The sequence below is a fragment of the Cryobacterium algoritolerans genome (genome assembly GCF_004402785.1).
GTDB lineage: Bacteria > Actinomycetota > Actinomycetes > Actinomycetales > Microbacteriaceae > Cryobacterium > Cryobacterium algoritolerans.
This window is the reverse complement of the sequence record NZ_SOFP01000079.1, coordinates 71368-93234: the sequence shown is the minus strand read 5'-3', so window position 1 is coordinate 93234 and position 21867 is coordinate 71368. Positions and strand designations below refer to the sequence as shown.

21 protein-coding genes, 1 other RNA gene and 1 pseudogene are annotated in these 21867 nt (G+C 65.4%); 8 read left to right on the top strand and 15 right to left on the bottom strand.

The annotated features are described in order from the left end of the window. The first annotated feature begins 91 nt into the window (after positions 1–91). The 3 genes from E3O19_RS16265 to E3O19_RS18720 all read left to right on the top strand — a co-directional run bounded on the left by E3O19_RS16265 (position 92) and on the right by E3O19_RS18720 (position 1974). On the top strand, positions 92–1270 hold the full coding sequence (locus E3O19_RS16265; protein ID WP_134569326.1) for a globin domain-containing protein: 1179 nt from the start codon (positions 92–94) through the stop codon (positions 1268–1270). Positions 1271–1369: 99 nt separating this feature from the next. Then, positions 1370–1795 (top strand): NAD(P)-dependent oxidoreductase, encoded by a 426-nt coding sequence (locus E3O19_RS16260; protein ID WP_338145110.1) that lies wholly within the window; start codon positions 1370–1372, stop codon positions 1793–1795. A gap of 8 nt (positions 1796–1803) precedes the next feature. Continuing rightward, complete coding sequence (locus E3O19_RS18720; protein WP_338145109.1) at positions 1804–1974, top strand: NAD(P)-dependent oxidoreductase; 171 nt, start codon at positions 1804–1806, stop codon at positions 1972–1974. Between the two features lie 78 nt (positions 1975–2052). Here E3O19_RS18720 and E3O19_RS16255 read toward each other — a convergent pair whose 3' ends face one another. Continuing rightward, positions 2053–3777, bottom strand: a complete 1725-nt coding sequence (locus tag E3O19_RS16255; protein WP_134569325.1) for a SulP family inorganic anion transporter — start codon at positions 3775–3777, stop codon at positions 2053–2055. 176 nt (positions 3778–3953) lie between these two features. On the opposite strand from E3O19_RS16255, the gene E3O19_RS16250 reads away from it, so the two are divergent. Next, the gene (locus E3O19_RS16250) at positions 3954–6437 is read left to right on the top strand and encodes a bifunctional YncE family protein/alkaline phosphatase family protein (RefSeq protein WP_134569324.1); all 2484 of its coding nucleotides are present in this window, start codon (positions 3954–3956) and stop codon (positions 6435–6437) included. Positions 6438–6527: 90 nt separating this feature from the next. On the opposite strand, the gene ssrA is transcribed toward E3O19_RS16250, so the two are convergent. The 5 genes from ssrA to prfB form a co-directional block, all read right to left on the bottom strand. After that, positions 6528–6902, bottom strand: a transfer-messenger RNA (tmRNA) gene (gene ssrA, locus E3O19_RS16245). 226 nt (positions 6903–7128) lie between these two features. Then, positions 7129–7605 (bottom strand): SsrA-binding protein SmpB, encoded by a 477-nt coding sequence (gene smpB, locus E3O19_RS16240; protein ID WP_134509681.1) that lies wholly within the window; start codon positions 7603–7605, stop codon positions 7129–7131. 81 nt (positions 7606–7686) lie between these two features. Further along, positions 7687–8601: a permease-like cell division protein FtsX gene (gene ftsX / locus E3O19_RS16235; protein ID WP_134569323.1), complete on the bottom strand. Its 915-nt coding sequence runs from the start codon at positions 8599–8601 to the stop codon at positions 7687–7689. Further along, positions 8598–9758, bottom strand: coding sequence for a cell division ATP-binding protein FtsE (ftsE, locus tag E3O19_RS16230; RefSeq protein WP_134569322.1), 1161 nt, complete (start codon positions 9756–9758; stop codon positions 8598–8600). The genes ftsX and ftsE overlap by 4 nt, the downstream gene beginning before the upstream one ends. A 77-nt stretch (positions 9759–9835) precedes the next feature. Beyond that, on the bottom strand, positions 9836–10945 hold the full coding sequence (gene prfB / locus E3O19_RS16225; protein ID WP_134569321.1) for a peptide chain release factor 2: 1110 nt from the start codon (positions 10943–10945) through the stop codon (positions 9836–9838). Between the two features lie 73 nt (positions 10946–11018). Between prfB and E3O19_RS16220 the strand changes: the two genes are divergently transcribed. The 3 genes from E3O19_RS16220 (at position 11019) to E3O19_RS16210 (ending at position 13507) form a co-directional block, all read left to right on the top strand. Then, positions 11019–12287: an MFS transporter gene (locus tag E3O19_RS16220; protein ID WP_134569320.1), complete on the top strand. Its 1269-nt coding sequence runs from the start codon at positions 11019–11021 to the stop codon at positions 12285–12287. A gap of 117 nt (positions 12288–12404) precedes the next feature. Further along, positions 12405–12848, top strand: a complete 444-nt coding sequence (locus tag E3O19_RS16215; protein WP_134569319.1) for a nitroreductase family deazaflavin-dependent oxidoreductase — start codon at positions 12405–12407, stop codon at positions 12846–12848. Further along, the gene (locus E3O19_RS16210) at positions 12848–13507 is read left to right on the top strand and encodes a pentapeptide repeat-containing protein (RefSeq protein ID WP_134569318.1); all 660 of its coding nucleotides are present in this window, start codon (positions 12848–12850) and stop codon (positions 13505–13507) included. Before E3O19_RS16215 ends, E3O19_RS16210 begins: the two co-directional genes overlap by 1 nt. Positions 13508–13533: 26 nt before the next feature. On the opposite strand, the gene E3O19_RS16205 is transcribed toward E3O19_RS16210, so the two are convergent. The 8 genes and pseudogenes from E3O19_RS16205 to E3O19_RS16170 form a co-directional block, all read right to left on the bottom strand. Continuing rightward, positions 13534–14418 (bottom strand): EamA family transporter, encoded by an 885-nt coding sequence (locus tag E3O19_RS16205; protein ID WP_134569317.1) that lies wholly within the window; start codon positions 14416–14418, stop codon positions 13534–13536. Positions 14419–14505: 87 nt separating this feature from the next. Continuing rightward, positions 14506–15012, bottom strand: a complete 507-nt coding sequence (locus E3O19_RS16200; protein WP_134569316.1) for a pilus assembly protein TadG-related protein — start codon at positions 15010–15012, stop codon at positions 14506–14508. Continuing rightward, positions 15012–15527, bottom strand: a complete 516-nt coding sequence (locus E3O19_RS16195) for a hypothetical protein (RefSeq protein ID WP_241981443.1) — start codon at positions 15525–15527, stop codon at positions 15012–15014. The genes E3O19_RS16200 and E3O19_RS16195 overlap by 1 nt, the downstream gene beginning before the upstream one ends. Next, positions 15502–15906 carry a TadE/TadG family type IV pilus assembly protein gene (locus E3O19_RS16190; RefSeq protein WP_174776953.1) on the bottom strand — a complete coding sequence of 135 codons (405 nt, stop codon included), beginning with the start codon at positions 15904–15906 and terminating at the stop codon, positions 15502–15504. Before E3O19_RS16190 ends, E3O19_RS16195 begins: the two co-directional genes overlap by 26 nt. Positions 15907–15915: 9 nt before the next feature. After that, positions 15916–16095 carry a hypothetical protein gene (locus E3O19_RS16185; RefSeq protein ID WP_134569315.1) on the bottom strand — a complete coding sequence of 60 codons (180 nt, stop codon included), beginning with the start codon at positions 16093–16095 and terminating at the stop codon, positions 15916–15918. A gap of 39 nt (positions 16096–16134) precedes the next feature. After that, complete coding sequence (locus tag E3O19_RS16180) at positions 16135–17082, bottom strand: type II secretion system F family protein (RefSeq protein ID WP_241981442.1); 948 nt, start codon at positions 17080–17082, stop codon at positions 16135–16137. Beyond that, complete coding sequence (locus E3O19_RS16175; protein ID WP_134569314.1) at positions 17070–17933, bottom strand: type II secretion system F family protein; 864 nt, start codon at positions 17931–17933, stop codon at positions 17070–17072. The genes E3O19_RS16180 and E3O19_RS16175 overlap by 13 nt, the downstream gene beginning before the upstream one ends. Continuing rightward, a pseudogene (locus E3O19_RS16170) lies at positions 17930–18763 on the bottom strand (CpaF family protein); the annotation flags it as partial. The pseudogene E3O19_RS16170 and the gene E3O19_RS16175, both read right to left, overlap by 4 nt. A gap of 19 nt (positions 18764–18782) precedes the next feature. Between E3O19_RS16170 and E3O19_RS16165 the strand changes: the two are divergent. Then, the gene (locus E3O19_RS16165) at positions 18783–20387 is read left to right on the top strand and encodes a recombinase family protein (RefSeq protein ID WP_134569312.1); all 1605 of its coding nucleotides are present in this window, start codon (positions 18783–18785) and stop codon (positions 20385–20387) included. On the opposite strand, the gene E3O19_RS16160 is transcribed toward E3O19_RS16165, so the two are convergent. Further along, the gene (locus E3O19_RS16160; RefSeq protein WP_134569311.1) at positions 20384–21832 is read right to left on the bottom strand and encodes an ATP-binding protein; all 1449 of its coding nucleotides are present in this window, start codon (positions 21830–21832) and stop codon (positions 20384–20386) included. The genes E3O19_RS16165 and E3O19_RS16160 overlap by 4 nt on opposite strands. Positions 21833–21867 lie beyond the last annotated feature (35 nt).

The window sequence follows — 21867 nt, the reverse complement described above, 5'->3', positions numbered from 1 at the left end:
GCAGTGCGCATCCTTGTGGGCCCGAATGACGCAAACTAGCATTTGAGATGCTAGTTTGAGAGGCATTCCCCTCACCTCCCAAGGAGCCGGCATGCTGTCACCACAATCACTTCCCCTGATCGAAGCCACGCTCCCCCTTGTCGGTGGACGCATGCCCGAGATCGCCCAGAACTTCTACGCCCGGATGCTGACCGCCCACCCCGAACTCTTCGATGGCCTCTTCAGCCGCTCGAACCAGAAGAGCGGAACCCAGCAGCAGGCGTTGGCCGGCAGCATCGCCGTCTTCGCCACCTACCTGGTGAAGAACCCGGAGACCACTCCGGAGGCCATGCTCTCCCGCATCGCGCACAAGCACGTCTCCCTCGACATCCGTCCGGAACAGTACGACGTCGTCTACAAGTACCTCTTCGAGGCCATTGCGGACGAGCTCAGCGACGTGATCTCGGCCGAGATCGCCGCAGCCTGGACCGAGGTGTACTGGCTGATGGCCCACGCCCTGATCAAGCTCGAAAAGGGACTCTATGCGAACGCGGCCAGCGACAAACCGCTCGCCCCCTGGGTCGTGACCGGCAAGGAAGCGGCCGGGACGGACGCGATCACGTTCACCCTTGAGCCGGCGGACGATACCCCGGTCACGCCGAGCCTGCCCGGGCAGTACGTCAGCGTCACCGTGCGGATGCCGGACGGCATCCGCCAGGTGCGCCAATACTCGCTCTCCGCCGGCACCGCCACGACTCGGGTGTTCACCACCAAGCTCGACGCCGACGGCGAGGTCTCCCCCGCACTGCACCGCGACGTGCAGGTCGGCGACACCCTGATCCTCTCCAACCCCTGCGGCGACATCACCCTGGCCGAGGGCGAGACCCCGCTGGTCCTGGCCTCGGCCGGCATCGGCTGCACCCCGAGCGCGTCCATCCTCCGGTCGCTGGTGGACAGTGCGTCCAAACGCGAGGTGCTGGTCCTGCACGCCGAGAGCACCCTCGAGAGCTGGGCACTACGCGACCAGATGCGCGAGGACGTCGCCCTTCTCGAGACGGCCGAACTGGAGCTGTGGCTGGAAACCCCGAGTCTCGAAACCCCGAATGACGGCGCACACGATGGCTTCATGTCACTCAAGAATGTGGTGATCCCCGAGAACGCGTCGGTCTACCTGTGCGGCCCGCTGCCGTTCATGCGAAGCCTCCGGGCCCAGGCGCTGGAGTCCGGCGTTCCGGCTGACCGCATTCACTACGAGATTTTCGGCCCCGACCTCTGGCTCGCGAGCGTCTGACCCGCCAGGTTCTGGGGCCCGCCGGAATACCGGCGGGCCCCAGTCTGTTCAACTCCGCAAGTCCACGATCAGAAGATCCCGACAACAGGTGCAACCACCGTGAAGATCGCAGTCTACGGAGCCACCGGCATGGTCGGCCGGGAGATCGTCGCCGAGGCGCTCGCCCGCGGGCACGAGGTCACTGCCGTCACACGCACGGGGTCGACCGTGCCCGGTGCGACGAGAGTTGGGGTCGACATGGCGGATGCCGCCGCGCTGGCCGAGATCGCGGCGGCGCATGACGCGGTCGTACTGGCGACCGTGCCGAGCCGCACCGGGGAGAGCCACGAACCGTGGGTGGAGGCGGTGATCGCGGCGTTCGGCGCGGTCGCCGACACCCGCCTGCTCGTCGTCGGCGGGGCGGACACGCTCACTGTCGACGGCGCCCGGATCATCGACTCCCCCGACTTCCCCGCCGAATACAGGCCGGAAGGGCTCACCATGGCGCGGATCTACGACCCCTCCTCGGGGCGCGGCCGAGCCTGAATTGGACCATGCTCACCCCGGCTCCGATGATCCAGCCCGGGGAACGTACCGGCTCGTACAACCGGGGCACCGACTCCCCTGTCGGCCGCAGCATCTCCACCCAGGATTTCGCGGTCGCCATGCTCGACGAGATCGAGACCCCCGACCACGTTCGCGCCCGGCTCACTGTCGCCAACTGACGCGGCTCACCGCATACGAGTTGCGCCGGAGCCCAGGCCGCTGGTCTCCGCCGCGCAGCCGACCATACCCTGCCTGCGTCACGCCTCTTCGTCCCAACGGGTGCCGTCGAGGTCGCCGCGCAGTGTGCCGGTGGCCTCGTCGACGGCAGCTCCGACGGTGTCGGCGAACCGCTCCGGCGGAAACCGCCCGTTCAGCCCGTAGGCGCGCAGGTGGTCCTTGACCGGTCCCTTCATCTCGGCGAAGACGAGCGTGATCCCCCGGGAGGCGAGGAAGTCGTCAAGTTCGAGCAACTCGTCGACGGCGGTTGTGTCGATGTCCGTGATCGGCCCGGCCGCGAGGATGACGGTGCGCACCCCGCTGCCGGCCGCGGTAACGGTCGCCCGCACGTAGTCGTCGAAGATCCCGCCGTTGGCGAAGAAGAGCGGCGCGTCGAAACGCACGATCACGATGCCGGGCAACCGCTCACCGTCGGGGTGCCTGGACAGGTCGTGGTAACCGCGAAGGCCTCGGATGCGACCGAGTTCGGCCCGGTAGGGCCGCCACGCATGGCTGACAAAGGCGCCCAGCGACAGTGCGATCGCCACCGCGATGCCCTCGATCACCCCGACCACCAGCACACCCAGAAATGCCGCGAACGAGAGACCGGCATCGACCTTGTTCATCCGGACGAGCGCGACCAGGCCCTTGACGTCGACTAGCCCGGCCGCGGCGACCATGACCACGGCGGCGATGGTCGCCGCCGGGAGGTACCCGGTCAGGCCGGGCGCGAGCAGCATGAACGCCAGGATGAGAACGGCCCCGACAACACCGGTGAGCTGCGTGCGTGACCCTGCCTTCTCCGCCACGGGCGTGCGCGACGACGACGCCGAGATGGGGAAGCCGCCGAGCAGTCCGGCGGCAATGTTCGCCGCACCGATCGCTGCCATCTCCTGGCTGCCGTTGACGTTCTCGCCCCTGCGGGCCGCGAACGTGCGCGACAGCACGGCGGTGTCGGCGAAGGCGATGAGCGCGATTCCCAGGGCAGGGGCAACCAAAACGGCGACATCCGCCCAGCCCAGTCCACCGAGCGCGGGTGCCGGGAGGCCCTTCGGCAGCGCCCCCACGACACGCACGACATCCTGCAGCCCTAAGAGAACGGTCAGGACCGTGGCGAGCGCAACGGCAACAAGCACCCCGGGGATCCGGGTCCGGCCCCGGGAGAACAGCACGATGATGCCCAGCGAACCGAGCCCGAACAGCAACGCGATCGGGTTGGTCCGGCCGCCCAGAACGCCAGACACGATGGCGACGGCGTCGCCGAAGGGCGACGCCGATTCGATCGAGAAGCCGAGGAACGCCGGCAGTTGCGAGAGGATCACCAGCAACGCCAGGGCGTTGAGATAGCCGACCCGAATCGGCTTCGAGAGCAGGTCGGTCACGAACCCGAGCCGCAGGACCCCGCCGACGAGGAGAACCGACCCGACCATGATCGCCAGAAGACCCGCCAGGGCAACGGCGCGCCCGTCATTGCCCAGGGACAGGGGCAGGATCGCGGCCGCGATGATCGGCGCCAGCGCCGAATCGGGGCCGAGAACCAACACCCGGGACGGCCCGAACAGTGCGTAGGCGGCCAACGGAATGATCGTGGCATACAGGCCGGTAGCCGGCGGGAGTCCCGCAACCTCCGCATAACCGATGCCCACCGGGATGAGCAGCGCAGTCAGTACCGCGCCCGCGCGCAGATCGGGAAACAGCCACGCGCGCCGATAACCCAGCGCCGTGTCGATCCCGGGCACCCATCTCCGCAGCCACTTGGAAGCCATGCAGCTCCTCCCACGGCCCATTGTGGCGCATCGGCCGGCTTCCATCGCCGACCCGGTGGGGAATTGGTTACGGACCTGCCAGAAGACGGCCCCGGCTCGCGAACGTCGTCTCGCGTTCATCCGGAGTCTCTGTGAACGGCGTCGGGGCGTCTTGCCGCGTTCCTAGCGTGGGGATCATGACAATCAAGACATCCACCGGGCTGGTCGCCCTCCTCACGCTCGGCCTCGTCGGCGGAATTGCCGCCGCTGCCACGGCCCCCAACGTCGCCGGGCCGCAAGGGGACGGAACAGCCCTGACGCCGGTGGGCCAACGGGTCACACCGACGGGTCGGCAGACGAACCTGGGCGATCTCCCCCTGAACTCCGCTCTCTCCCCGGACGGGAAAACGCTCATCGTCACCAACAACGGCCAGGGCACGCAATCGCTGCAGGTCGTTGATGTGGCGGCCGGCGCGGTAGTGCAGACCATTCCGTACGCGTCCCCGGAGTCTTTGTACATGGGACTCGCCTGGAGCAAGGACGGTACGAAGGCCTTCGCCAGCGCCGCAGCAAATTCCAAGATCCGCACCTACTCGTTTGCCCACGGTGTCCTCACGGAGGGCGCCTCCCTCCCGCTTCCCACCACCACCCCCGACGGCACCGCCCTGAACCTCTTCCCAGCCGGCCTGGCGCTGACCGGTGACGGGACGCGCCTGGTCGTCGCAGACCAACTCGCTGACGCGGTATCCATCATCGATCTCGCCACCGGCGCCGTCGCGACCACCCCCGTCGGCCACCGCCCGCTCTCGGTGACGCTGGCCGCGGACGGACTCACCGCCTATGTGACCAACCAGGGTGCCGCCACCGTGTCGGTGGTCAGTCTGACCTCCGCACCCATCGTCACCGGCACCCTGGAGGCAGGACTACATCCGAACAAGTCGGTGCTGGCCCCGGATGGCGGTCACCTCTATGTGGCCGACGGGGACGCCGATGCGATCTCGGCCATCGACCTCGCAGCCGGCACCACGTCGTCGATCAGCGTGTCGCCTTCAAAAGACTCACCGGTCGGGTCGAATCCCACCGGGCTTGCCCTCAACACCGACGGATCTAAGCTCTTCGTGAGCAACTCCGGAAACAATGACGTGGCGATCATCGACCTCGGCTCGCAGACCGTCGACGGGGTGGTACCTGTGGGGTGGTACCCCACGTCCCTGTCCTTCGCCGACGGGCGGCTGCACACCACGAACGCCAAGGGCCTGGGCGCCGGACCCAACAACGGCGCAGGGCATCCTGACCCCGAGTCCAGTGCGGCGACGGCGGAGAACCAGTACAGCGGCTCGATGATCACCGGCACGTTGAGCAGTTTTGAGATTCCCGTCGGCGGGGACCTGCAGAGGGCGACCCGGCAGGTCGCCAGCAACAACCGCTCCGCGGAGGCGGAGGGTGAGGTGATCCCCCGCAAGCCCGGCCAGGACAGCCCGATCAAGCATGTGATCTACGTCGTGAAGGAGAACCGCACCTACGACCAGGTGCTGGGCAGCCTCGGCCGGGGCAATGGGGACCCGGCCTTGAACCTCTTCGGCGATGAGTCCGCCCCGAACATGCGCGCCCTGTCGAAGCAGTTCACCACCATCGATAATTTCTATGCCGATGCCGAGGTCAGCGCCAACGGCTGGAACTGGGTGGCATCGGCGAACTCCAACCCGTACGCGGAGCAGATGTGGCCGGCCAACTACTCCGGCCGAAAGGCCCCCTACCCCAGCGAGAACGCAACCCCCGAGATTGCCGCGCAGGAACCCGACAACACGTATGTCTGGCAGCGTCTGGCCCAGGCGGGCGTCAGCTTCCGCAATTACGGCTTCTTCGTCGGCCTGGCCGGAGGGAAGGCCGTGTCACAGGACCCGGTGCTCGACGCCCAGACCGACCACGATTATCGCGGCTATGACCTCTCCTGCCCCGATTCCGCGGGCACCTTCGCACCGCTGAAGACGGACTGTGGTTCACCCCGGATCGACGAGTGGTCCAGGGACTTCGCAGCCAACGTCGCCGCAGACACAGTGCCAACGGTACAGTTCGTTCGACTCCCCAACGACCACACCCAGGCCACCCGGGTCAGCAAACCCACACCGAAGGCCTACGTGGCCGACAACGACTTCGCGCTGGGCCAGCTGGTGGACACCGTGTCGCACTCCCGGATCTGGGGCGATACCGCGATCTTCGTCACCGAGGACGACGCCCAGAATGGGCCCGACCACGTCGATGCCCACCGCACCGTCGCCTTGGCGATCAGCCCGTACACCCAGACCGGAAAGGTGGATTCCACCTACTACAGCACCGCATCGATGGTGCACACCATCGGGCTGCTCGCAGGCATCCAGCCGATGACCCAGTTCGATGCGTTCGCGACGCCGATGAGCGCGTCGTTCACCTCGACCGCCGTGAACAAGCCGTATTCGGCGATCAGGCCGAGCTACGACATGACGACCATCAACGCAGCGAACGCGCCGCTGGCCGGAAAGGTCGCAGGGCAGAACACGGACACCGAGGACAAGATCGACGAGCAGCTGTACAACCGGGCCATCTGGCAATCGGTGAATGGAGCCGGTTCGGCCATGCCTCAACCGAAGCACGATGTCATCGGTTCGGGCACCGCAGCCGGAACGGACGACGACAACAACTGATCGAAAAAAAGAATGGCCCGGTTCCCTGGGGATCCGGGCCTTTCTGTGTCAACGTACTCGGAAGCGGCAACAGCGCGTGATAGCGACCGATGGTGGAGATGCGGGGAATTGAACCCCGGTCCACTGCTGTGGTCATATGCCTTCTACGGGTGTATCCAGTGAAATCGTTCTACTCGGCTCCGGAATTTGACACTGTCATCTAATCCGACGAGCCCAGCCCTCGTTCAAGTCCCCCTACACCCCGCGGCTCAGAGTAGGAGCAAGCTCTCTAAATGACGTCAGGAACCGGGTAGAGAGCATTCCCGGTCTGGCGGACTTCTTAGTGCGCTCGCTTAGGCAGCGAGGGCGAAGTCAGTGCGGTTTGAATTGGCACTTATTGTTTTGCAGAGATCGTTTGCGAGATAACCCTGCATCCTCGACCCGCTTCTCATAATTGCGCAGGCAATGTCGAAACCGATCATCCCCATATGCACCCTCTGCCGTCGCACGGCAGTGCCGTCGCGGCATTCGAGTGGGTCACTATCACGCGCTGTTGATTTTCCAAGGCTGCGCGACCCGTTCTGATGAACTACCCGTGCAGCCCTTAACTCTACAACAAAAACGCGTTCCCGTCGAGGCCCGCGAACGACGTCACCTGGTCTAGACAAGCTCGACCACCTGGCCGAGCGTGCCGAGACCCCGAGGACGGGACCTAGTCGCCCAGGTTCTTTCTCGCCGAAATGGCCCGATCGGACTCGCGTTTGTCCTGGCGTTCCCGCAAGGTCTGGCGCTTGTCATACTCCTTCTTGCCCTTGGCGACCGCGATCTCCACCTTTGCATTGCCGTTGCTGAAATAGATTCGGAGCGGGACGAGGGTATAGCCGCCCTCTTTGGTTTTGTGGCTGATCTTGATGATCTCCTGTTTGTGCAGGAGGAGCTTGCGCTTGCGCCGCGGCGGGTGGTTGGTCCAGGTTCCCGCCTTGTACTCCTGGATGTGCACGGCATCCAACCAGACCTCGCCGGACTCGATGAATGCGTAGCCGTCTACAAGGGAGGCCCGACCGGCTCGGAGCGACTTGACCTCGGTGCCGCTGAGCACCATCCCGGCCTCATACGTCTCCTCAATGAGATAGTCGTGGCGTGCCTTGCGATTGGTCGATACGACCTTCTCGCCTTGTTCCCTGGGCACGGCTTGCTCCTCAATGACGGTGGTTGTGGCAGTCCGGTGGCGGCCAGCCCATAAGTCTAGCCTGCGGGTGACGCTACCGGATCAAACCTTGAGATAGCGCGTGATCGCGAAGTTCGCCGAGAAGGCCGCCAGCACCGCGCCGACCACAAGCAGGATGGGCACCACAACGAGGGCGTCCTGCATCCCCACCAGCGAGAAGCCCTTGAGCCGTTCACCGAGGTAGCCCTGCACGAACCAGTTCACGAGAGCCACGATCGCACCGCCGGCCAGCAGGGAGCCGAGCAGCGCCGCGAAGACGCCTTCGAGGATGAACGGCGTCTGGATGAACCGGTTCGATGCGCCGACGAGCCGCATGATTCCAAGTTCCCTACGTCTCGAGAACGCGGAAAGTCGGATCGTGGTGGCGATGAGCAACGCGGCCGCCACGAGCATCAACGCGGCGATCCCGATCGCGGTGTAACTGGCCACGTTGAGAACCGAGAAGATCTGGTCGAGGTACTTACGTTGGTCGGCGACGTTCTCGACCCCTGGGATGCCGGACAGGCTTTCCACGAGTACGTCCGATTGTGACGGGTCCTTCAGGTTGACCCAGAAGGTCTGGTTGAGCTGGTCCGGCGTCACGTAGTCGGCCACCGGGTTGCCCGCGAACTGCTTCTTGAAGTTCTGGAACGCCTGATCGTGCGTTTCGAAGTAGTACTTGGCGATGAACGGAGCGAGGGTCGGTGACACCAGCTGTGCCTTGACCGCGTTAATCTGGTCTGCCGACGCCTCGCCGGCTGTGCACGTCTCGCCGGGCGAGATGGCGGTGCACATGTAGATTCCGACCTGGGCGCGGTCGTACCAGAAGTTCTTCATCTGGCCGATCTGCATCTGCATCAGGATGGCGGCGCCGACGAAGGTCAACGAGATGAAGGTCACGAGCACGACCGACACCACCATGGAGGCGTTGCGGCGCAGGCCGTTCGCGGCCTCGGAGAGCACAAGTCCGAGTCTCATCGGGTGGGCCCCACGTTCTGTTCGCCGGACTGGTCCGTTTTTTCGCCGGGCGAACGCAGGCCGAGCTTCTCGGCGAGCGTCAGCTGCTCCGGCACGTCGTGCTGGGTGACCGGCAGCGCCGGCCGGGCCATTGGGCGTCCTGACTCGGCGGACGGCGCCGGTTCCGGATCCGCCTCGAGAGGCGGAAGGGGCATGCCCGTGTCGGCGGCAATGACGGCGGCCTGTTCGCGCCCTGCCCTGCCCGGCGCGGGTTCGTGACGCGTGGCTGGCACGGCGACGGGGGCCGACGGGAAGGTGAGCGGCTCGGAGGGCGTCGGCGCGAAGACCGAGGCGAGCCGTGGGGCCGGGGCCGGGACGACGGGGGTGCGAGCCGCAGGCAGCTGGGTGACTGGCATCTGGGTGACTGGCATCTGTGTGACTGGGACGCTTGCGCGCCGATGGGTTCCGGCGCCCTCGGTGATGGTCGGAATCGCCGCGGTGGCATAGCCGCCCTGGCGCTCGTCCCGAACGATCTTGCCGCTGGCAAGTTCGATCACCCGGCGCTGCATCTGGTCGACGATGCCGGCCTCGTGGGTGGCCATGATCACCGTTGTACCGCCGGCGTTGATCCGTTCGAGCAGGGCCATGATCCCGGCGCTGGTGGTGGGATCCAGGTTTCCGGTCGGCTCGTCCGCGAGTAACACCTGCGGTTTGTTCACGATCGCGCGGGCGATGGCCACGCGCTGTTGCTCACCGCCGGAGAGTTCATGCGGGAAGCGCTGCGCCTTCTCGGCCAGGCCGACCATCTTCAGGGTGTCCGGAACTGCTTCCTGGATGAATCCCCGGGATTTGCCGATCACCTGGAGGCTGAACGCGACGTTGTCGAAGACCGTCTTGTTCGGTAGCAGGCGGAAATCCTGGAAGACGACGCCGAGATTGCGCCGGAAGTAAGGCACCTTGCGGTTGGAGATCGACCGGAGATCCTGGCCGAGCACGTGGATGCTGCCGCTGGTTGGTCGGTCTTCCTTCAGGACCAGGCGCAGGCAGGTCGACTTGCCCGAGCCGGAGGCACCGACGAGGAAGACGAACTCACCGCGCAGCACTTCGACGTCGATGTCGTCCAAAGCGGGTCGGTTCGTTCCCGGATACTTCTTGGTGATGTGGTCAAAGCGGATCATGGCCCCTTGAGCCTAAGCAGGCATCCGGGTTTTTCCTACTGCGACATACCGAACCGCAGACTCGGCCCGGATGCGGTTCAGTCCTTCGGCGCCTGCTTGCGCCAGCGGATGCCCGCGGCGATGAACGGATCGAGGTCGCCGTCGAACACCTGGCTGGGATTGTTGGTCTCATAGTTGGTGCGCAGATCCTTGACCATTTGGTAGGGCGCGAGCACATAGCTGCGCATCTGGTCGCCCCAGCTCGCGGTGATGACGCCGGCCAGTTCCTTCTTGGTCGCGGCCTCCTGCTCGCGCTGCAGGAGGAGCAAGCGGGACTGCAGTACGCGCATGGCGGCGGCGCGGTTCTGGATCTGGCTCTTCTCGTTCTGACAGCTCACCACGGTGCCGGTCGGCAAGTGGGTGATCCGCACGGCGGAGTCTGTCGTGTTCACCGACTGTCCGCCGGGTCCACTGGAACGGAACACGTCAACCCGGATGTCGGTGTCGGGGATCTCGATCGATTCGGTCTGCTCGATCAGTGGCACGACCTCGACCGCCGCGAACGACGTCTGGCGCTTGCCGGCCGAGTTGAACGGGCTCATCCGCACGAGCCGGTGCGTGCCGGCCTCCACGCTCAGGGTGCCGAAGGCGTAGGGGGAATCGACCTGGAAAGTCGCGGACTTGATGCCGGCTTCCTCGGCGTAGCCGACGTCGAGGACCTGCACGGGGTAGTTGTGTTGTTCCGCCCACCGTAGGTACATTCGCAGCAGCATCTCGGCGAAGTCGGCCGCGTCGACGCCGCCGGCGCCGGAACGGATTGTCACCACCGCGGGGCGCTCGTCGAATTCCCCGTTGAGCAGCGTCTGCACCTCGAGCTGGCCGAGCACCTTCTGCAGGCCGGCCAGTTCGGTCGACGCCTCGTCCGCGGATTCCTGGTCGCCCTCGGCGTTCGCCAAGCCGACCAGCACCTCGAGGTCGTCCAGACGGGACTCGATGCTCACGAGGCGGGCCAGGTCCGACTGCCGGTGACTGAGCTCGCTGGTCACCTTCTGGGCGTGCTCTGAATCGTCCCACAGGTCGGGTGCGCCGGCCTGTTCGCTCAGGTCAGCGATGTCGGTGCGAAGCCGATCGATGTCGATCACCGACCGGATGTCGTCAAAGGTGGCCCGCAGTGCGGCGATCTGCTCCGAAAAGTCCAGCTCAATCATGTCGAACCCCAGCCTACCGGGCCGCCCGGCGGAGGCCAGTGCCGCGCGAGTGCTGAAGTAGCATCGAGGAGCCATGAGTAACGCCGAACGCTCCTTCAGCCTGCGCTCCGTTGCCCTCGCCGCGTTCCTGCCGACCCTGCTCTTCTCGATCGGCGAGGGAGCGATCATCCCGTTGATCCCGATTGTCGCCAACAACCTCGGGGCATCCCTCGCTGTGGCCGGGCTCATCGCAGCCATGATCATGGTCGGCGAGCTGATCGGCGACATTCCCAGCGGCTGGGTGGTCTCCCGGATCGGCGAGCGCATTGCGATGATCTGGGCCGCCGTGCTCTCGATCATCGCCGTGCTGATCTGCATCGCCGCACCGAATCCGCTCGTGCTGGGCCTGGGTATCTTCCTGGTCGGGCTCGCGACGGCCGTGTTCGCCCTGGCCCGCCACGCCTTCATGACCACGTACGTCCCACTCGCCTACCGGGCCCGGGCCTTATCCACCCTCGGGGGTATCTTCCGGGCCGGCTGGTTCATCGGGCCGTTCATTGCCACCGGCCTGATCCGGGTGACCGGCAGCACCCAGTCGGTGTTCTGGGTCTTCGTGGTGTGCTGCCTGGGTGCGGCCGCCATGCTGCTGCTGCTGCGCGACCCGTCGAGCACCTTCGGGACGCCGGAAACGGCCGTCGCCGGGAACGGCACGACGCGCAGCGCGGGCGAGGAGCTCGCCGCCGAGGAATCCGAGGGGCTCTTCCGCACCATCTGGAGTTACCGGGCCGTGCTCGGCAAGCTGGGCACCGGGGCGGGCCTGATCGGCGCCATGCGCGCCACCCGCACGGTGCTCCTCCCGCTCTGGGCCGTGAGCATCGGCATCAATGAACCGGATATCGCGCTGATCATCGGCATCGCCGGCGGCATCGACTTCGCCCTCTTTTACGCCAGCGGGCAGATCATGGACCGGTTCGGCCGGTTGTGGACGGCGCTGCCGTCGATGGTCGGGCTCGGGGCCGGGCACCTCGTGCTCGCGTTCACGCACGACGTTACGTCGAACGTGGAGTGGTTTATCGCGGTGGCCATGTTCCTGTCACTGGCGAATGGGATCGGCAGCGGCCTCCTGATGACCCTCGGGGCGGACCTTGCGCCCGAGAACAACCCGGCGCCGTTCCTCGGCGCCTGGCGGTTCACCGCCGACCTCGGCGGCGCCGCCGCTCCCCTGGCAGTGTCCGCGCTGACCGCACTGGTGTCCCTGTCGCTGGCCAGCGGCGTGATGGGAATCTTCGGGCTGTTCGGGGCCGTACTGCTCGGGCGTTACATTCCGCGCTATGCCCCTCGCCGCCGCCGCCCCCGGCCTTAGGGTCCCCGGGGCCGCAGGATTCTCCTGCCGTGGTCGCCGTCGGCCGCGGCCGACTCTGCTCTTCGGCGAATGCTCGTCAGCGGAATGCCGGCCGCACCGATGGCGTTGAATGGTGACATGCCATTGCACGGAGAATACGAACCCAGTCCGCAAAAATGGGTGCGCGACCAGGTTGAGCTCTACGAGAGCTCGGGCGGAATCCGGGGAACAACGATGCGCGGGATGCCGGTGGTCGTGCTGACCACAATCGGCGCGAAGTCGGGAAAGCTGCGCAAGGTACCGCTGATGCGGGTCGAGCACGAAGGCCGGTATGCCGCGATCGCCTCACTCGGCGGCAGCCCGAAGAACCCCGTCTGGCACGCAAACGTGGTCGTGCATCCGCTCGTTGAGCTACAGGACGGCCCTCGAAAATGGGAGATGGTCGCCCGCGAGGTCACCGGCGGCGAACGGGACGAATGGTGGTCCAGGGCGGTGGCCGCGTACCCCGACTATGCGGACTACCAGACCAAAACCGACAGGGTGATTCCGGTCTTCGTGCTCGAACCCGCGTCCGCGGCCTGATGAAAACCCGGTCGGCGACCCGCGGTCCGCTCCTCGACCCGATTCGTCTGGTCGGGTTGGTCGGCGCCGACGGCTCCGAACTCCGGGCCGGCGGAAGCTACGACGCGCAGTCCTTCGACGGCTGTGACCTGTCCGACCGGGACCTCACCGGAATCGACTTCCTGGAGTGCGAGTTCCGCCGGGTATCCCTCGACGACGCGTCCCTGCGGGGGGCATCCGTGGCCGAGTGTGTGGCCGCCGAACTGCACGCCGCCGTGCTGAAGGCGCCGCGCTCACGGTGGCGCGACGTGCGCATCGAACGCTCCAGGCTCGGCTCGGTCGAACTCTACGAGTCCGACCTTCTCAGTGTGCAGATCGACGGATCCAAGCTCGATTTCGTGAACCTGCGGAACTCGAAGCTGACCGATGTGCTGTTCTCCAACTGCATCATCGAGGAACTCGACCTCGGCAGCGTCGTCGCTCAGCGCGTCGAGCTGCGCGGCTGCCGGATCGGCACGCTCGACCTGTCCGGCGCCACCCTCAAGCACGTCGACCTGCGCGGGGCCGAGTTCAGCGTCATCCGCGGCCTCGACGGCCTGCGCGGAGCGACCATCGACGACCAGCAGTTGAGCCTGCTCGCTCCCCCGCTGGCCGGTCACCTCGGCATCATCGTCGAGTAGCCCGGTCGGGCCTGGCCCCGCAGGTGTCAGGAGATGACGCCCGCCGTGACCTCCAGGTCGGATTTGGGGCGTTCCCGCTGGGTGGCGATCGCCGCCCCGGCCGCCACGCACACCACGAGGATCGCGATCTGCTGCTGCAGCAGGAACGTCTCCCCCAGAACCAGGGCGCCGAACAGCGCGGCGATGACCGGGCCGAAGCTGGTGATGATCGCGTAGAGCCGAGGGGTGATCCGGCGCAGGATGAACGTGTCGAGCGTGTACGGGAAGGCCGATGAGAGCACCCCGACCGCGAGGAGCAGCCCGAGGACACCCCAGTCCAGGCTGGAGTAGTCGACCGTGACCAGGGCGAACGGTACGAGCAGAGCCAGGCTGACGACGCTCGCCACCGAGATGCCTTCCAGACCGGGGAAGGTCACCGCCACCCGCCGGGTGAGCAGGATGTAGGCCGCCCAGGCCGCCGCGGCGGCGAGGGCGAAGAGGATCCCGGAGAGGTTGAGCTCCCCCGTCGACCACGTCAGGAGCAACACCCCGGCGGCGGCCGCGCTCGCGCACACGAAGTCGATCGGCCGACGCGACGACGCGAGGGCCAGGGCGAACGGGCCGAGGAACTCGATCGTGGCCGCAACACCGAGGCCGAGCAGGTCGACGGCCTCGTAGAAGGTCAGGTTCATGATCGCGAGCACCAGCCCGAGGGCCAGGGCCGGCCACAGCACACGCCAGGAGAGGGTTGAGCGCTTCGGACGATAGAACGGCAAGACGGTGCAGGCCATCACGAGCTGCCTGGCCGCCACGACCACGGGAGAGCCGACAAGCGGAATCGCGAGCCCGGCAAGGGATGAACCGAAGTTGATGCTGACCTCGGTCGCGAGCTGGGCACCCGCGCCGGTCACGCGGTCACGCTGGGCGGTCACGGCTCTCCTCGTCCGCACCCGGTCGGGCGCGCTTTTCGAGAGTACCGGGTCACCGGTCCCGCTCCGGGCACCAGAGGGATGCCCCGGCTACCGGAACACCGACCGCGCGACGGCCGTCACCTCCAGCGGCACACCCTCCGGCAGAAAGAAGACCAGTACCGGTGGGTGCCAGACCGAGCCCAGCGCGACAGTCGCGCTCTGCCCGTCGGCAGAGCCTGCCCCGGTCAATTCGACCTCGTCGACGCCGCCGTGGGGTGCAGCCGCCAGATAGTCTTCGGCCGCCGCCCGCACCTCGTCGGATCGGAGCACGGGCCGCGGGACCGGCCCGGCCGGATCATCGGTGACGCCCACCGCGTCGAGCGAGAAGGACTCGGCGCCGGCGAGCGCCGCACCGTCGGCCAGGGTGAGCAACCGCTTGCGCTCCAGGTAGAGCGAGCTGGCGGCCACGACGACGAGGATCAGCACGAGGGCGAGGAACGCGTAGAAGATCGTCAGGACCAGAGTCGATCCCCCCTCGTCCGATCTGAGTCTCCACGCGGCGCGATGGATCGCGGCGAACCTCCCTTCCGGACAACCTGAAGTGGGCCGCGACATCAGCCGGCCCTCCGGAACCGGGACACCGTCTGGGTTGCAACGGCTTCCATCGGGATGCTCGCCGCGCTTCGCAGGGAGAGCAGGTCGGGTACCAGCGGCAACGCCACGCGGATCCGCACCGTGACGGAGACCGTGCTCCGCCGGGCCAGGCAGCCTCCTGCTCCGCAGTCGATACTCACCGCGGCACCGTTCCCGGCGATGCCGTAGTCATCGAGCCCGACCTGCACCGCCCGGAGCGCCCCGGCGCGAGCCGCGGCCTCATCTGGTGCCTGCACGTACACACGAGCAGCCTGTCGGGCGGCGCCCTCCACCGCGAACGCCCCGCCCTGCAGCGCCGACATGGCCAGCACGAGGTAGACGAGAGGAACGAGGAGAATCGTTCCGGCGGTCATGAACTCGAGTGCGGCCGACCCGTCTTCCTCCGCCAGGAGCCTGCCGACGGACCATCGATTCCCGGCATGCGCCTTCCACTCCGTGCCGCCGGTCCGCTCAGTCGAGGCCTTCCACGGCGGCATGCCCCACCACCTCCAGACCGCGATCGAGTCCGAGGAGTCCGAGTAGCGGGAGCGGGGCGATGACCCGAACCTGGACACTCGGGTAGCCGTCGTATTCGCCGTAGTCGGCGACGACATCCGTGGCGTAGCCGGGACCGAGCGCGGCGATGACCAGCTCCCTGGTGCGCGCGACACCCTCGGCCAGGCTGCTGTCAGCCAGCGCGGCGAACCGTGCGCCCTCGGCCGCCGCGTCGAGTGCGGTATTGCGCACGTGCAGGGCGAGCGCGAGTTGCATGACGGTGAGGGTCAGCACCGTGAGAAGCGCGCCCACCAGCACGAACTCGGCCGCGGCCGATCCTCTGTCGCCGGCCAGGCCGGATGGGCGTCGCAGGAGAGCCATCGTGCGCGGTCAGAAACCGCTCACGCGGTTGATGGCCTGCTGGAACACCCCGCTCAGGGCAGGGCCGGCCAGACCCCAGATGATGATGACCAGCCCGGCGGTCATCAGCGTGATCAGGACCCAGCCCGGGACATCCCCGGTTTCGTCGCTCCACAGGGCCAGGAAACGCCGCCGCAATGTGGTCATCATGCTCCTCTTTTCCGTGGGTATGGCGGGGTGGATGGTTGATCAGAATCCCGATTGCAGGATGAACAAACCGGGGAAGACCGCGAACAGGATGGTCAGGGGAAGAATGAGAAAGACCAGGGGCACGAGCATGGCCACCTCCTTCTTGCCGGCCACCTCGAGCAGCTCCCGTTTGGCGCTGTCCCGTGAGTCCTGCGCCTGGGCCCGCAGAACCTCGGCCAGGGGCGTGCCGCGGTCGAGCGCGCCGGAGACCTGGTCGACGAGACGGGTCACCGCCGGAAGGTGAAGGCGATCGGACAGTGTCCTCAGCGCGGAGTGCAGCGGCAGGCCGATGCGCACATCGGCGACAACGCCGGCGAATTCGCGCGACAACTCCCCCGTGCTCGTTCGGGACACCCGGGCGAGGGAATCGAGGATTCCTTCCCCCGCCGACAATGAAAGAGTGAGGAACTCCAGGATCGTCGGCAGTTCGCTCTGCATCCGCGCCAGCCGGGCGGTCGCCGAGCGGGTCAGAAACCAGTCCCGCGCCAGAGCGCCGCAGAGTCCGGCCAGCACGGGCAAGACGACCGACACCACAACGGGCATCAAGCGGAATGCCGGCAGCACGAGGGCAAGACCACCGCCCAGCCCGAACGAGACGAGAGCCCAGACCACTTGCTCGGAACGGAATCGATCGACGCTGTGCTCCGCCCCTGACTGGCGCAGGCGTCGCTCGATGCCGTCCGCCCCGCCGAGCACAGCCCCGAGCAGCCGCTTCAGAGAATCGAATGCCGGGCCGAACAGGGTTCCGAGCACGGGGATCGGGTCTACCGACCTTCGGCCGGCGAACGCACGAGCCTCCGCGGACACGTCCAGGATGTACGGGGCGAGCCTGTGCACGAGCCGGGGCCGGCTGAGACGCGGGATTGTGCTCACCATCGACCACAGGCCGACGCCCAGCCCGCAGCCAAAGAACAGCCCCCAGGCCAGCGACGCACTCACCGGAACCACCGGCGTTCCTCCGGGAGCCGGCCCAGGGCCACCATCACCCGGTAGGCCACGACCGACATGCCCAGTCCGCCGAGGACGACGGCCGCGCCGGCGTTGGTGTTGTAAGCGACGGCTGCCTCCGGCCGCGACCCGAGGAGCAGCAGGATCACCCATGGCGCCGCCACTCCCAACCGTGCGGCATTCACCACCCATGACTGGCGGGCCTCGACCTCGGCCCGAATGGCCGCATCCTGCCGGAGCCAGGCGGCAAGGCTGCGGAGCACGACCGTGAGGTCACTGCCGCCGACCTCCCTGGCCATCCGCAGGGTCTCGAGGATGCGATCGGCGATCGGGTCGGCCAGGGACTCCTTCAGGCGGTCCACGGCATAAGCGAAATTGCCGGTGGACCGATAGTCCCCGGCGAACGCCGCGAACGCCGCTCTGGTCGCCGCCGGGCCTGTATCCGCCAGGCTGCTCACGCTGTCGGGGAGGGCCAGACCCGACCGCACTGCGGACACGAGGTGGTCGACGACGTCCGGCCAGACCGTTCGGCTGGCACGCCGCGCTGTCCGCGCACGCCAGGAGACAACCAACGCAGGCAAGGCAGTGCCGCCCAGCCCCGCGACGATCGAGAGCGACCCGATGCCCAGGAACGCCTCGGCCAGCGCGAAGCCGGCCAGCCCGAGGACAAGGGAAATCGCCGCGAACGCGGGTAGGGGAAGCGCCCCCAGACCGGCCTGGGTCAGGGCCGCCCGGAAGGCTCCTCGCGACCGACCCCGCCCGGGATCTTTCGCCCCGAGCGTCGGCCAGAGGAACGGCGATGCCAGCAGCAGCAGGCCGGCACCGAGCAGGCTCCCGAAGATGATGATCATGCCGCACCAGCACACAGCACGATGGCGGGGTCGAGCCCGGCAGCCAGGAACTTGGTGAGCTTGCCGGGGTGACCGCCGGTCGCCGTGAGCGTTCCGCCCTCAATCAGGAAGATGGGGCTCGCTTCGATCACGGGGCCGGCGAGCCGACCGCTTGGCGCCAGGATCTCGATGACGCGGCGACGGCCGTGCCGATCGATTTCGCAGTGCACCACGATATCGATGCAGCCCGCAACGGTCGGCAGCACGAAGGCCGAGTCGATGTTGCGACCGGCCAGGAGCGGGAGCGTGGACAACTTGGCCAGGGCATCCCGTGCGCTGTTGGCGTGAATCGAACACATTCCCGGGAGCCCACTGTTGAGCGCGATCAACAGGTCGAGGCTCTCCGCCTCGCGCACCTCGCCGACAATGAGCCGGTCGGGGCGCATCCGCAGGGACTCCTTGATCAGCCGGCGCAGGGTGATCTCGCCGGTGCCCTCCAGGCTCGGCTGGCGGCACTGCATGGCCACGACGTCGCGGGCGGCGAGGTCAAGTTCGAAGGTCTCCTCCACAGTCACGATCCGCTCGTTGCGGCGCGTGGCGGTGAGGAGTGCGTTGAGCATGGTGGTCTTGCCGGTCTGTGTCGCGCCGGAGACGAGGATGTTCTGCCCTGACAAGACGCACATCCGCAGGAATTCCGATGCCTGCTGGGTGAGAGACCCCAGTCCCACCAGCTGGTTCAGGTCGCGGACGCGCCTGGTGAACTTGCGGATGTTCACCGCCCAGTGCCTTCGGGTGATGTCCGGGATGACCACGTGTAGTCGTGAGCCATCCGGTAGGGACGCATCTACGAACTGTATGTAAACTGACGAAATGAAGAGGGTAGCGATATATGCGCGTATGAGCTCAGTTCGCAAGAGGGGCGACCAGTCGGAAGCGGACGCGCTCGAACTCTTAGGGACCGCTGGTGTTGACAGGCAGGTCGCGGACTGTCGTCAGAAGGCTCTGGACGAGAACCTCTCGGTCGTCGCTGAGTTTGTGGATAACAACCGGTCAGCATATGACCGACGTAAGAAGCGTCCCGAGTGGGAGAAACTCAAACTTCTTATTGCTGATGGGGCGATCGAAGGGATCGTTGTTTGGCACGCAGATCGCCTCTATCGGCATCCAGGCGATGTGAACGAAATCATCGATCTAATCGAGACCGGGGCCGGCCTGGAGATCTTCGCTTGCCAATCCGGCAGAGTCGATCTGAATACCTCTGCAGGCAAGATGGTTGCCCGGATCATGGGAGATGTGAGCTGGCAGGAAGTAGAGCACAAAGCCGAGAGACAGAGCCGTCAAATTCTTGAGACGGCTAAGCAGGGCCTCTCCCATGGCGGACCGATACCGGTGGGCTACAAAAGAGGCGCACACCCCGGCGAGCGCGTCATTGACGACGAGCAAGCGGCGATCCTGCGTGAAGCAGCCAGACGATATTTGGAGGACGGTGCCAGTCTCAACGCGATCACGATGTATGCGCGCGACGAGTTGAAGCGCCCAAAGCTTAAACCGATTTCGATGAAGGACATGCTGACCCGGCCAGCGGTTATTGGCCTGCGCCAGCACGTACCAGTCGCCGTTCGAAACAGGCACAATGCCAAGCGCGCCAACGGCAAAGCTACTGGCGAAGTCCCTGCGATGGTCGCGCAATATCCTGCTTCCTGGGAGCCGATCTTCGACGAGGAGACTCACGCTCGCTTGATGGCGCGGCTCTTTAATCCAAAAAATTCGAGAGGAGGACGTCCCCAGCTACGTTCGCTTTTGGCTGGCGTGCTGGAGTGTGGTTCCTGTGGAGCGCGCATGAGCTTCTCGACCAAGAGTTACAAGTGCTCCACGAATTCCGGTGGGTGCGGCAAAGTAAGTATTTCTGCAAGCGGTATTGAAAACTCGATTCTGGGCTTCATGCCGACAGCGCTGGGAACGGGAACGCTGACTTTGAATGAATCCGATCCCGTTGATGAATCCAAGGATCGACAGATGCTTTCGCGTTTGGAAAAGAAGAGACGCGAGTATCACGAGCTCTACAAGAACGATTTCATTTCCCTCGACGATTTGAGGACCCATCTCAACGATCTGAACTTGAGGATTTCGATCATCGAGGTCAGCCACTCTGAAGCCTCTCGTCAAGAAGCTGCAAAGAGGCAGGTCGTGAACGGCATGGCGCACTGGGAATCAGCCAGTCGAGAAGAGAAGAGATCAATTATTCGCTCGCTCTTCAGAAAGATTGTGGTCATGCCCTCGGCCAAGGGCAAGAATGCCGGGTGCAACCTCGATCTGGGTCGGATTCACCTTCACATCGGTGATGCCATTCTGGAAAACTCGGACTATGTCGTGATGCGAAGCGACACCATTCCACCGATGCCTGACATCGAGATCGACGAACACAACCACGCTTTTCGACAGTGGCAACAAGACATGGCTGAACTCACCGACTAGAGCGTCCCGGGTCGAAGCCATGGCACCGCTGGGTACTCGTCAAGGGTGCGCTGAATGTCTAGATCTGAAGTGTATGGAAACCGGATTCGGAGAGGATTTGGGCTCTCGTCCGAGTTGACATAGGCAACACCTGCAGTCATGTATCCGTTTGATTCATTGGCCTTTGCAATTAGATGAGGCTTTGCGCCGAGGGCCATAGATCCTGCACCGAGAACCATGTCTACTTCGACGGCAGATTCGACGCGAAGCGCAATTCGATTGGCGAAGTGCTGCCTCAAGCTGCCCAGAACTTCCTTGTGCCCGGTCTGAGTAGCTGCCAGGACATACACGCCATCCGAACGTCCTTGAGAAAGGATCACGTTAAGGTCTTCGTAGAGGCCGCTCTTCACATAGTTCTTGTCTTGAGTCAGCGAGGAGAGCTCATCGATGATCAGGACGACTAGCGGATTCTCTTTCGAGAGTTCGAATGTGCGTCCCGATTTCTTCTGTCTCGGTTTGAGTACATCAGTGACGATGCCATGGACCATCTCCGCTGCATCGTCGAAGTCAAACGCCACTCGATCAAAGAGAGACGATCCCTCAAAGCCGCGCAACTCGGCTCGTTTTGGATCAGCACCAAAAATCTGAACGTATCCCCTGGACTGCCAAGGCGCCAACTGTTTCACAGCTGCCTGAATCACCGCTCCCTTCCCTGACCCGGTCGCTCCAACGATGAGCGTGTGATGGACCGGCAGTGAGTAGACCGACCCCTCTTCTGTGCGTGCAAGAGGCAAGAGCATGGGAGCGGAGGCTGGGTGCATCGAAAAGAAGGAATCCTGGATCTTCTCCCTCAGCGGGTCGTTCACCACGAAGGTCATTCGCATGACGCCCCTCGCACGGTCCTCAGGTAGCTGCTCAACTCGAATTTCGCCCACACGCATGGATACTTCGAGAATGTCAGAGGCGAAGTCGTAGTCGTGCTCGGTTGCGCCCGGAATCGCGGTGAATAGCGCGACAGGTCCTACAGAAGTTCGGGCTATCGAAACAAGACGCGGCACTGTGAGCTGCTTCCCATCCACCGTGTACCTGCCGCCGACCGCGCGGGCCCGGATCATCGCAGTGAACTTTCCAAGCATTGAGGTCGTGAGTTGACTACGTCGCCAAGCGATGCCCCGCGGCTTCTCTTCGATGAACAACTTCGCGTTGTAGAGCTCGTGATTGATTAGGCGCGGAGTCTGCAGGGTCTCGACAATTCCCAACGTTCTCGCATCTGCTTCCAACCAAAGGGTTTCGTCAGAGCCTCGACTTCGAGCACGTCGACTCAATATCTCGTATCCGATGCGGCCGGACGCCACTAGACCGGCAGCCAGCGCCAAGCACTGAAGCCACGTAGGAGTCACGACATAGAACACAGCTGTGACGGAGAACACGAGCGCTGCTCGTTGGTAGTTGGTTAGTTCAAGCATCGTCAAACTCTCTTACTGGTCTGTTAATGGAACCG

What these genes read in the sequence shown, in the direction of transcription:
- E3O19_RS16175 (WP_134569314.1), bottom strand. Translation starts at nt 17,933, where the DNA reads ATGATCATCATCTTCGGGAGCCTGCTCGGTGCCGGCCTGCTGCTGCTG.
- ftsX (WP_134569323.1), bottom strand. Translation starts at nt 8,601, where the DNA reads ATGAGACTCGGACTTGTGCTCTCCGAGGCCGCGAACGGCCTGCGCCGC.
- E3O19_RS16250 (WP_134569324.1), top strand. Translation starts at nt 3,954, where the DNA reads ATGACAATCAAGACATCCACCGGGCTGGTCGCCCTCCTCACGCTCGGC.
- E3O19_RS16185 (WP_134569315.1), bottom strand. Translation starts at nt 16,095, where the DNA reads ATGATGACCACATTGCGGCGGCGTTTCCTGGCCCTGTGGAGCGACGAA.
- E3O19_RS16220 (WP_134569320.1), top strand. Translation starts at nt 11,019, where the DNA reads ATGAGTAACGCCGAACGCTCCTTCAGCCTGCGCTCCGTTGCCCTCGCC.
- E3O19_RS16165 (WP_134569312.1), top strand. Translation starts at nt 18,783, where the DNA reads ATGAAGAGGGTAGCGATATATGCGCGTATGAGCTCAGTTCGCAAGAGG.
- E3O19_RS16160 (WP_134569311.1), bottom strand. Translation starts at nt 21,832, where the DNA reads ATGCTTGAACTAACCAACTACCAACGAGCAGCGCTCGTGTTCTCCGTC.
- E3O19_RS16195 (WP_241981443.1), bottom strand. Translation starts at nt 15,527, where the DNA reads ATGCCGCCGTGGAAGGCCTCGACTGAGCGGACCGGCGGCACGGAGTGG.
- E3O19_RS16190 (WP_174776953.1), bottom strand. Translation starts at nt 15,906, where the DNA reads ATGGCTCTCCTGCGACGCCCATCCGGCCTGGCCGGCGACAGAGGATCG.
- ftsE (WP_134569322.1), bottom strand. Translation starts at nt 9,758, where the DNA reads ATGATCCGCTTTGACCACATCACCAAGAAGTATCCGGGAACGAACCGA.
- E3O19_RS16210 (WP_134569318.1), top strand. Translation starts at nt 12,848, where the DNA reads ATGAAAACCCGGTCGGCGACCCGCGGTCCGCTCCTCGACCCGATTCGT.
- E3O19_RS16265 (WP_134569326.1), top strand. Translation starts at nt 92, where the DNA reads ATGCTGTCACCACAATCACTTCCCCTGATCGAAGCCACGCTCCCCCTT.
- E3O19_RS16215 (WP_134569319.1), top strand. Translation starts at nt 12,405, where the DNA reads ATGCCATTGCACGGAGAATACGAACCCAGTCCGCAAAAATGGGTGCGC.
- E3O19_RS16200 (WP_134569316.1), bottom strand. Translation starts at nt 15,012, where the DNA reads ATGTCGCGGCCCACTTCAGGTTGTCCGGAAGGGAGGTTCGCCGCGATC.
- E3O19_RS18720 (WP_338145109.1), top strand. Translation starts at nt 1,804, where the DNA reads ATGCTCACCCCGGCTCCGATGATCCAGCCCGGGGAACGTACCGGCTCG.
- E3O19_RS16255 (WP_134569325.1), bottom strand. Translation starts at nt 3,777, where the DNA reads ATGGCTTCCAAGTGGCTGCGGAGATGGGTGCCCGGGATCGACACGGCG.
- prfB (WP_134569321.1), bottom strand. Translation starts at nt 10,945, where the DNA reads ATGATTGAGCTGGACTTTTCGGAGCAGATCGCCGCACTGCGGGCCACC.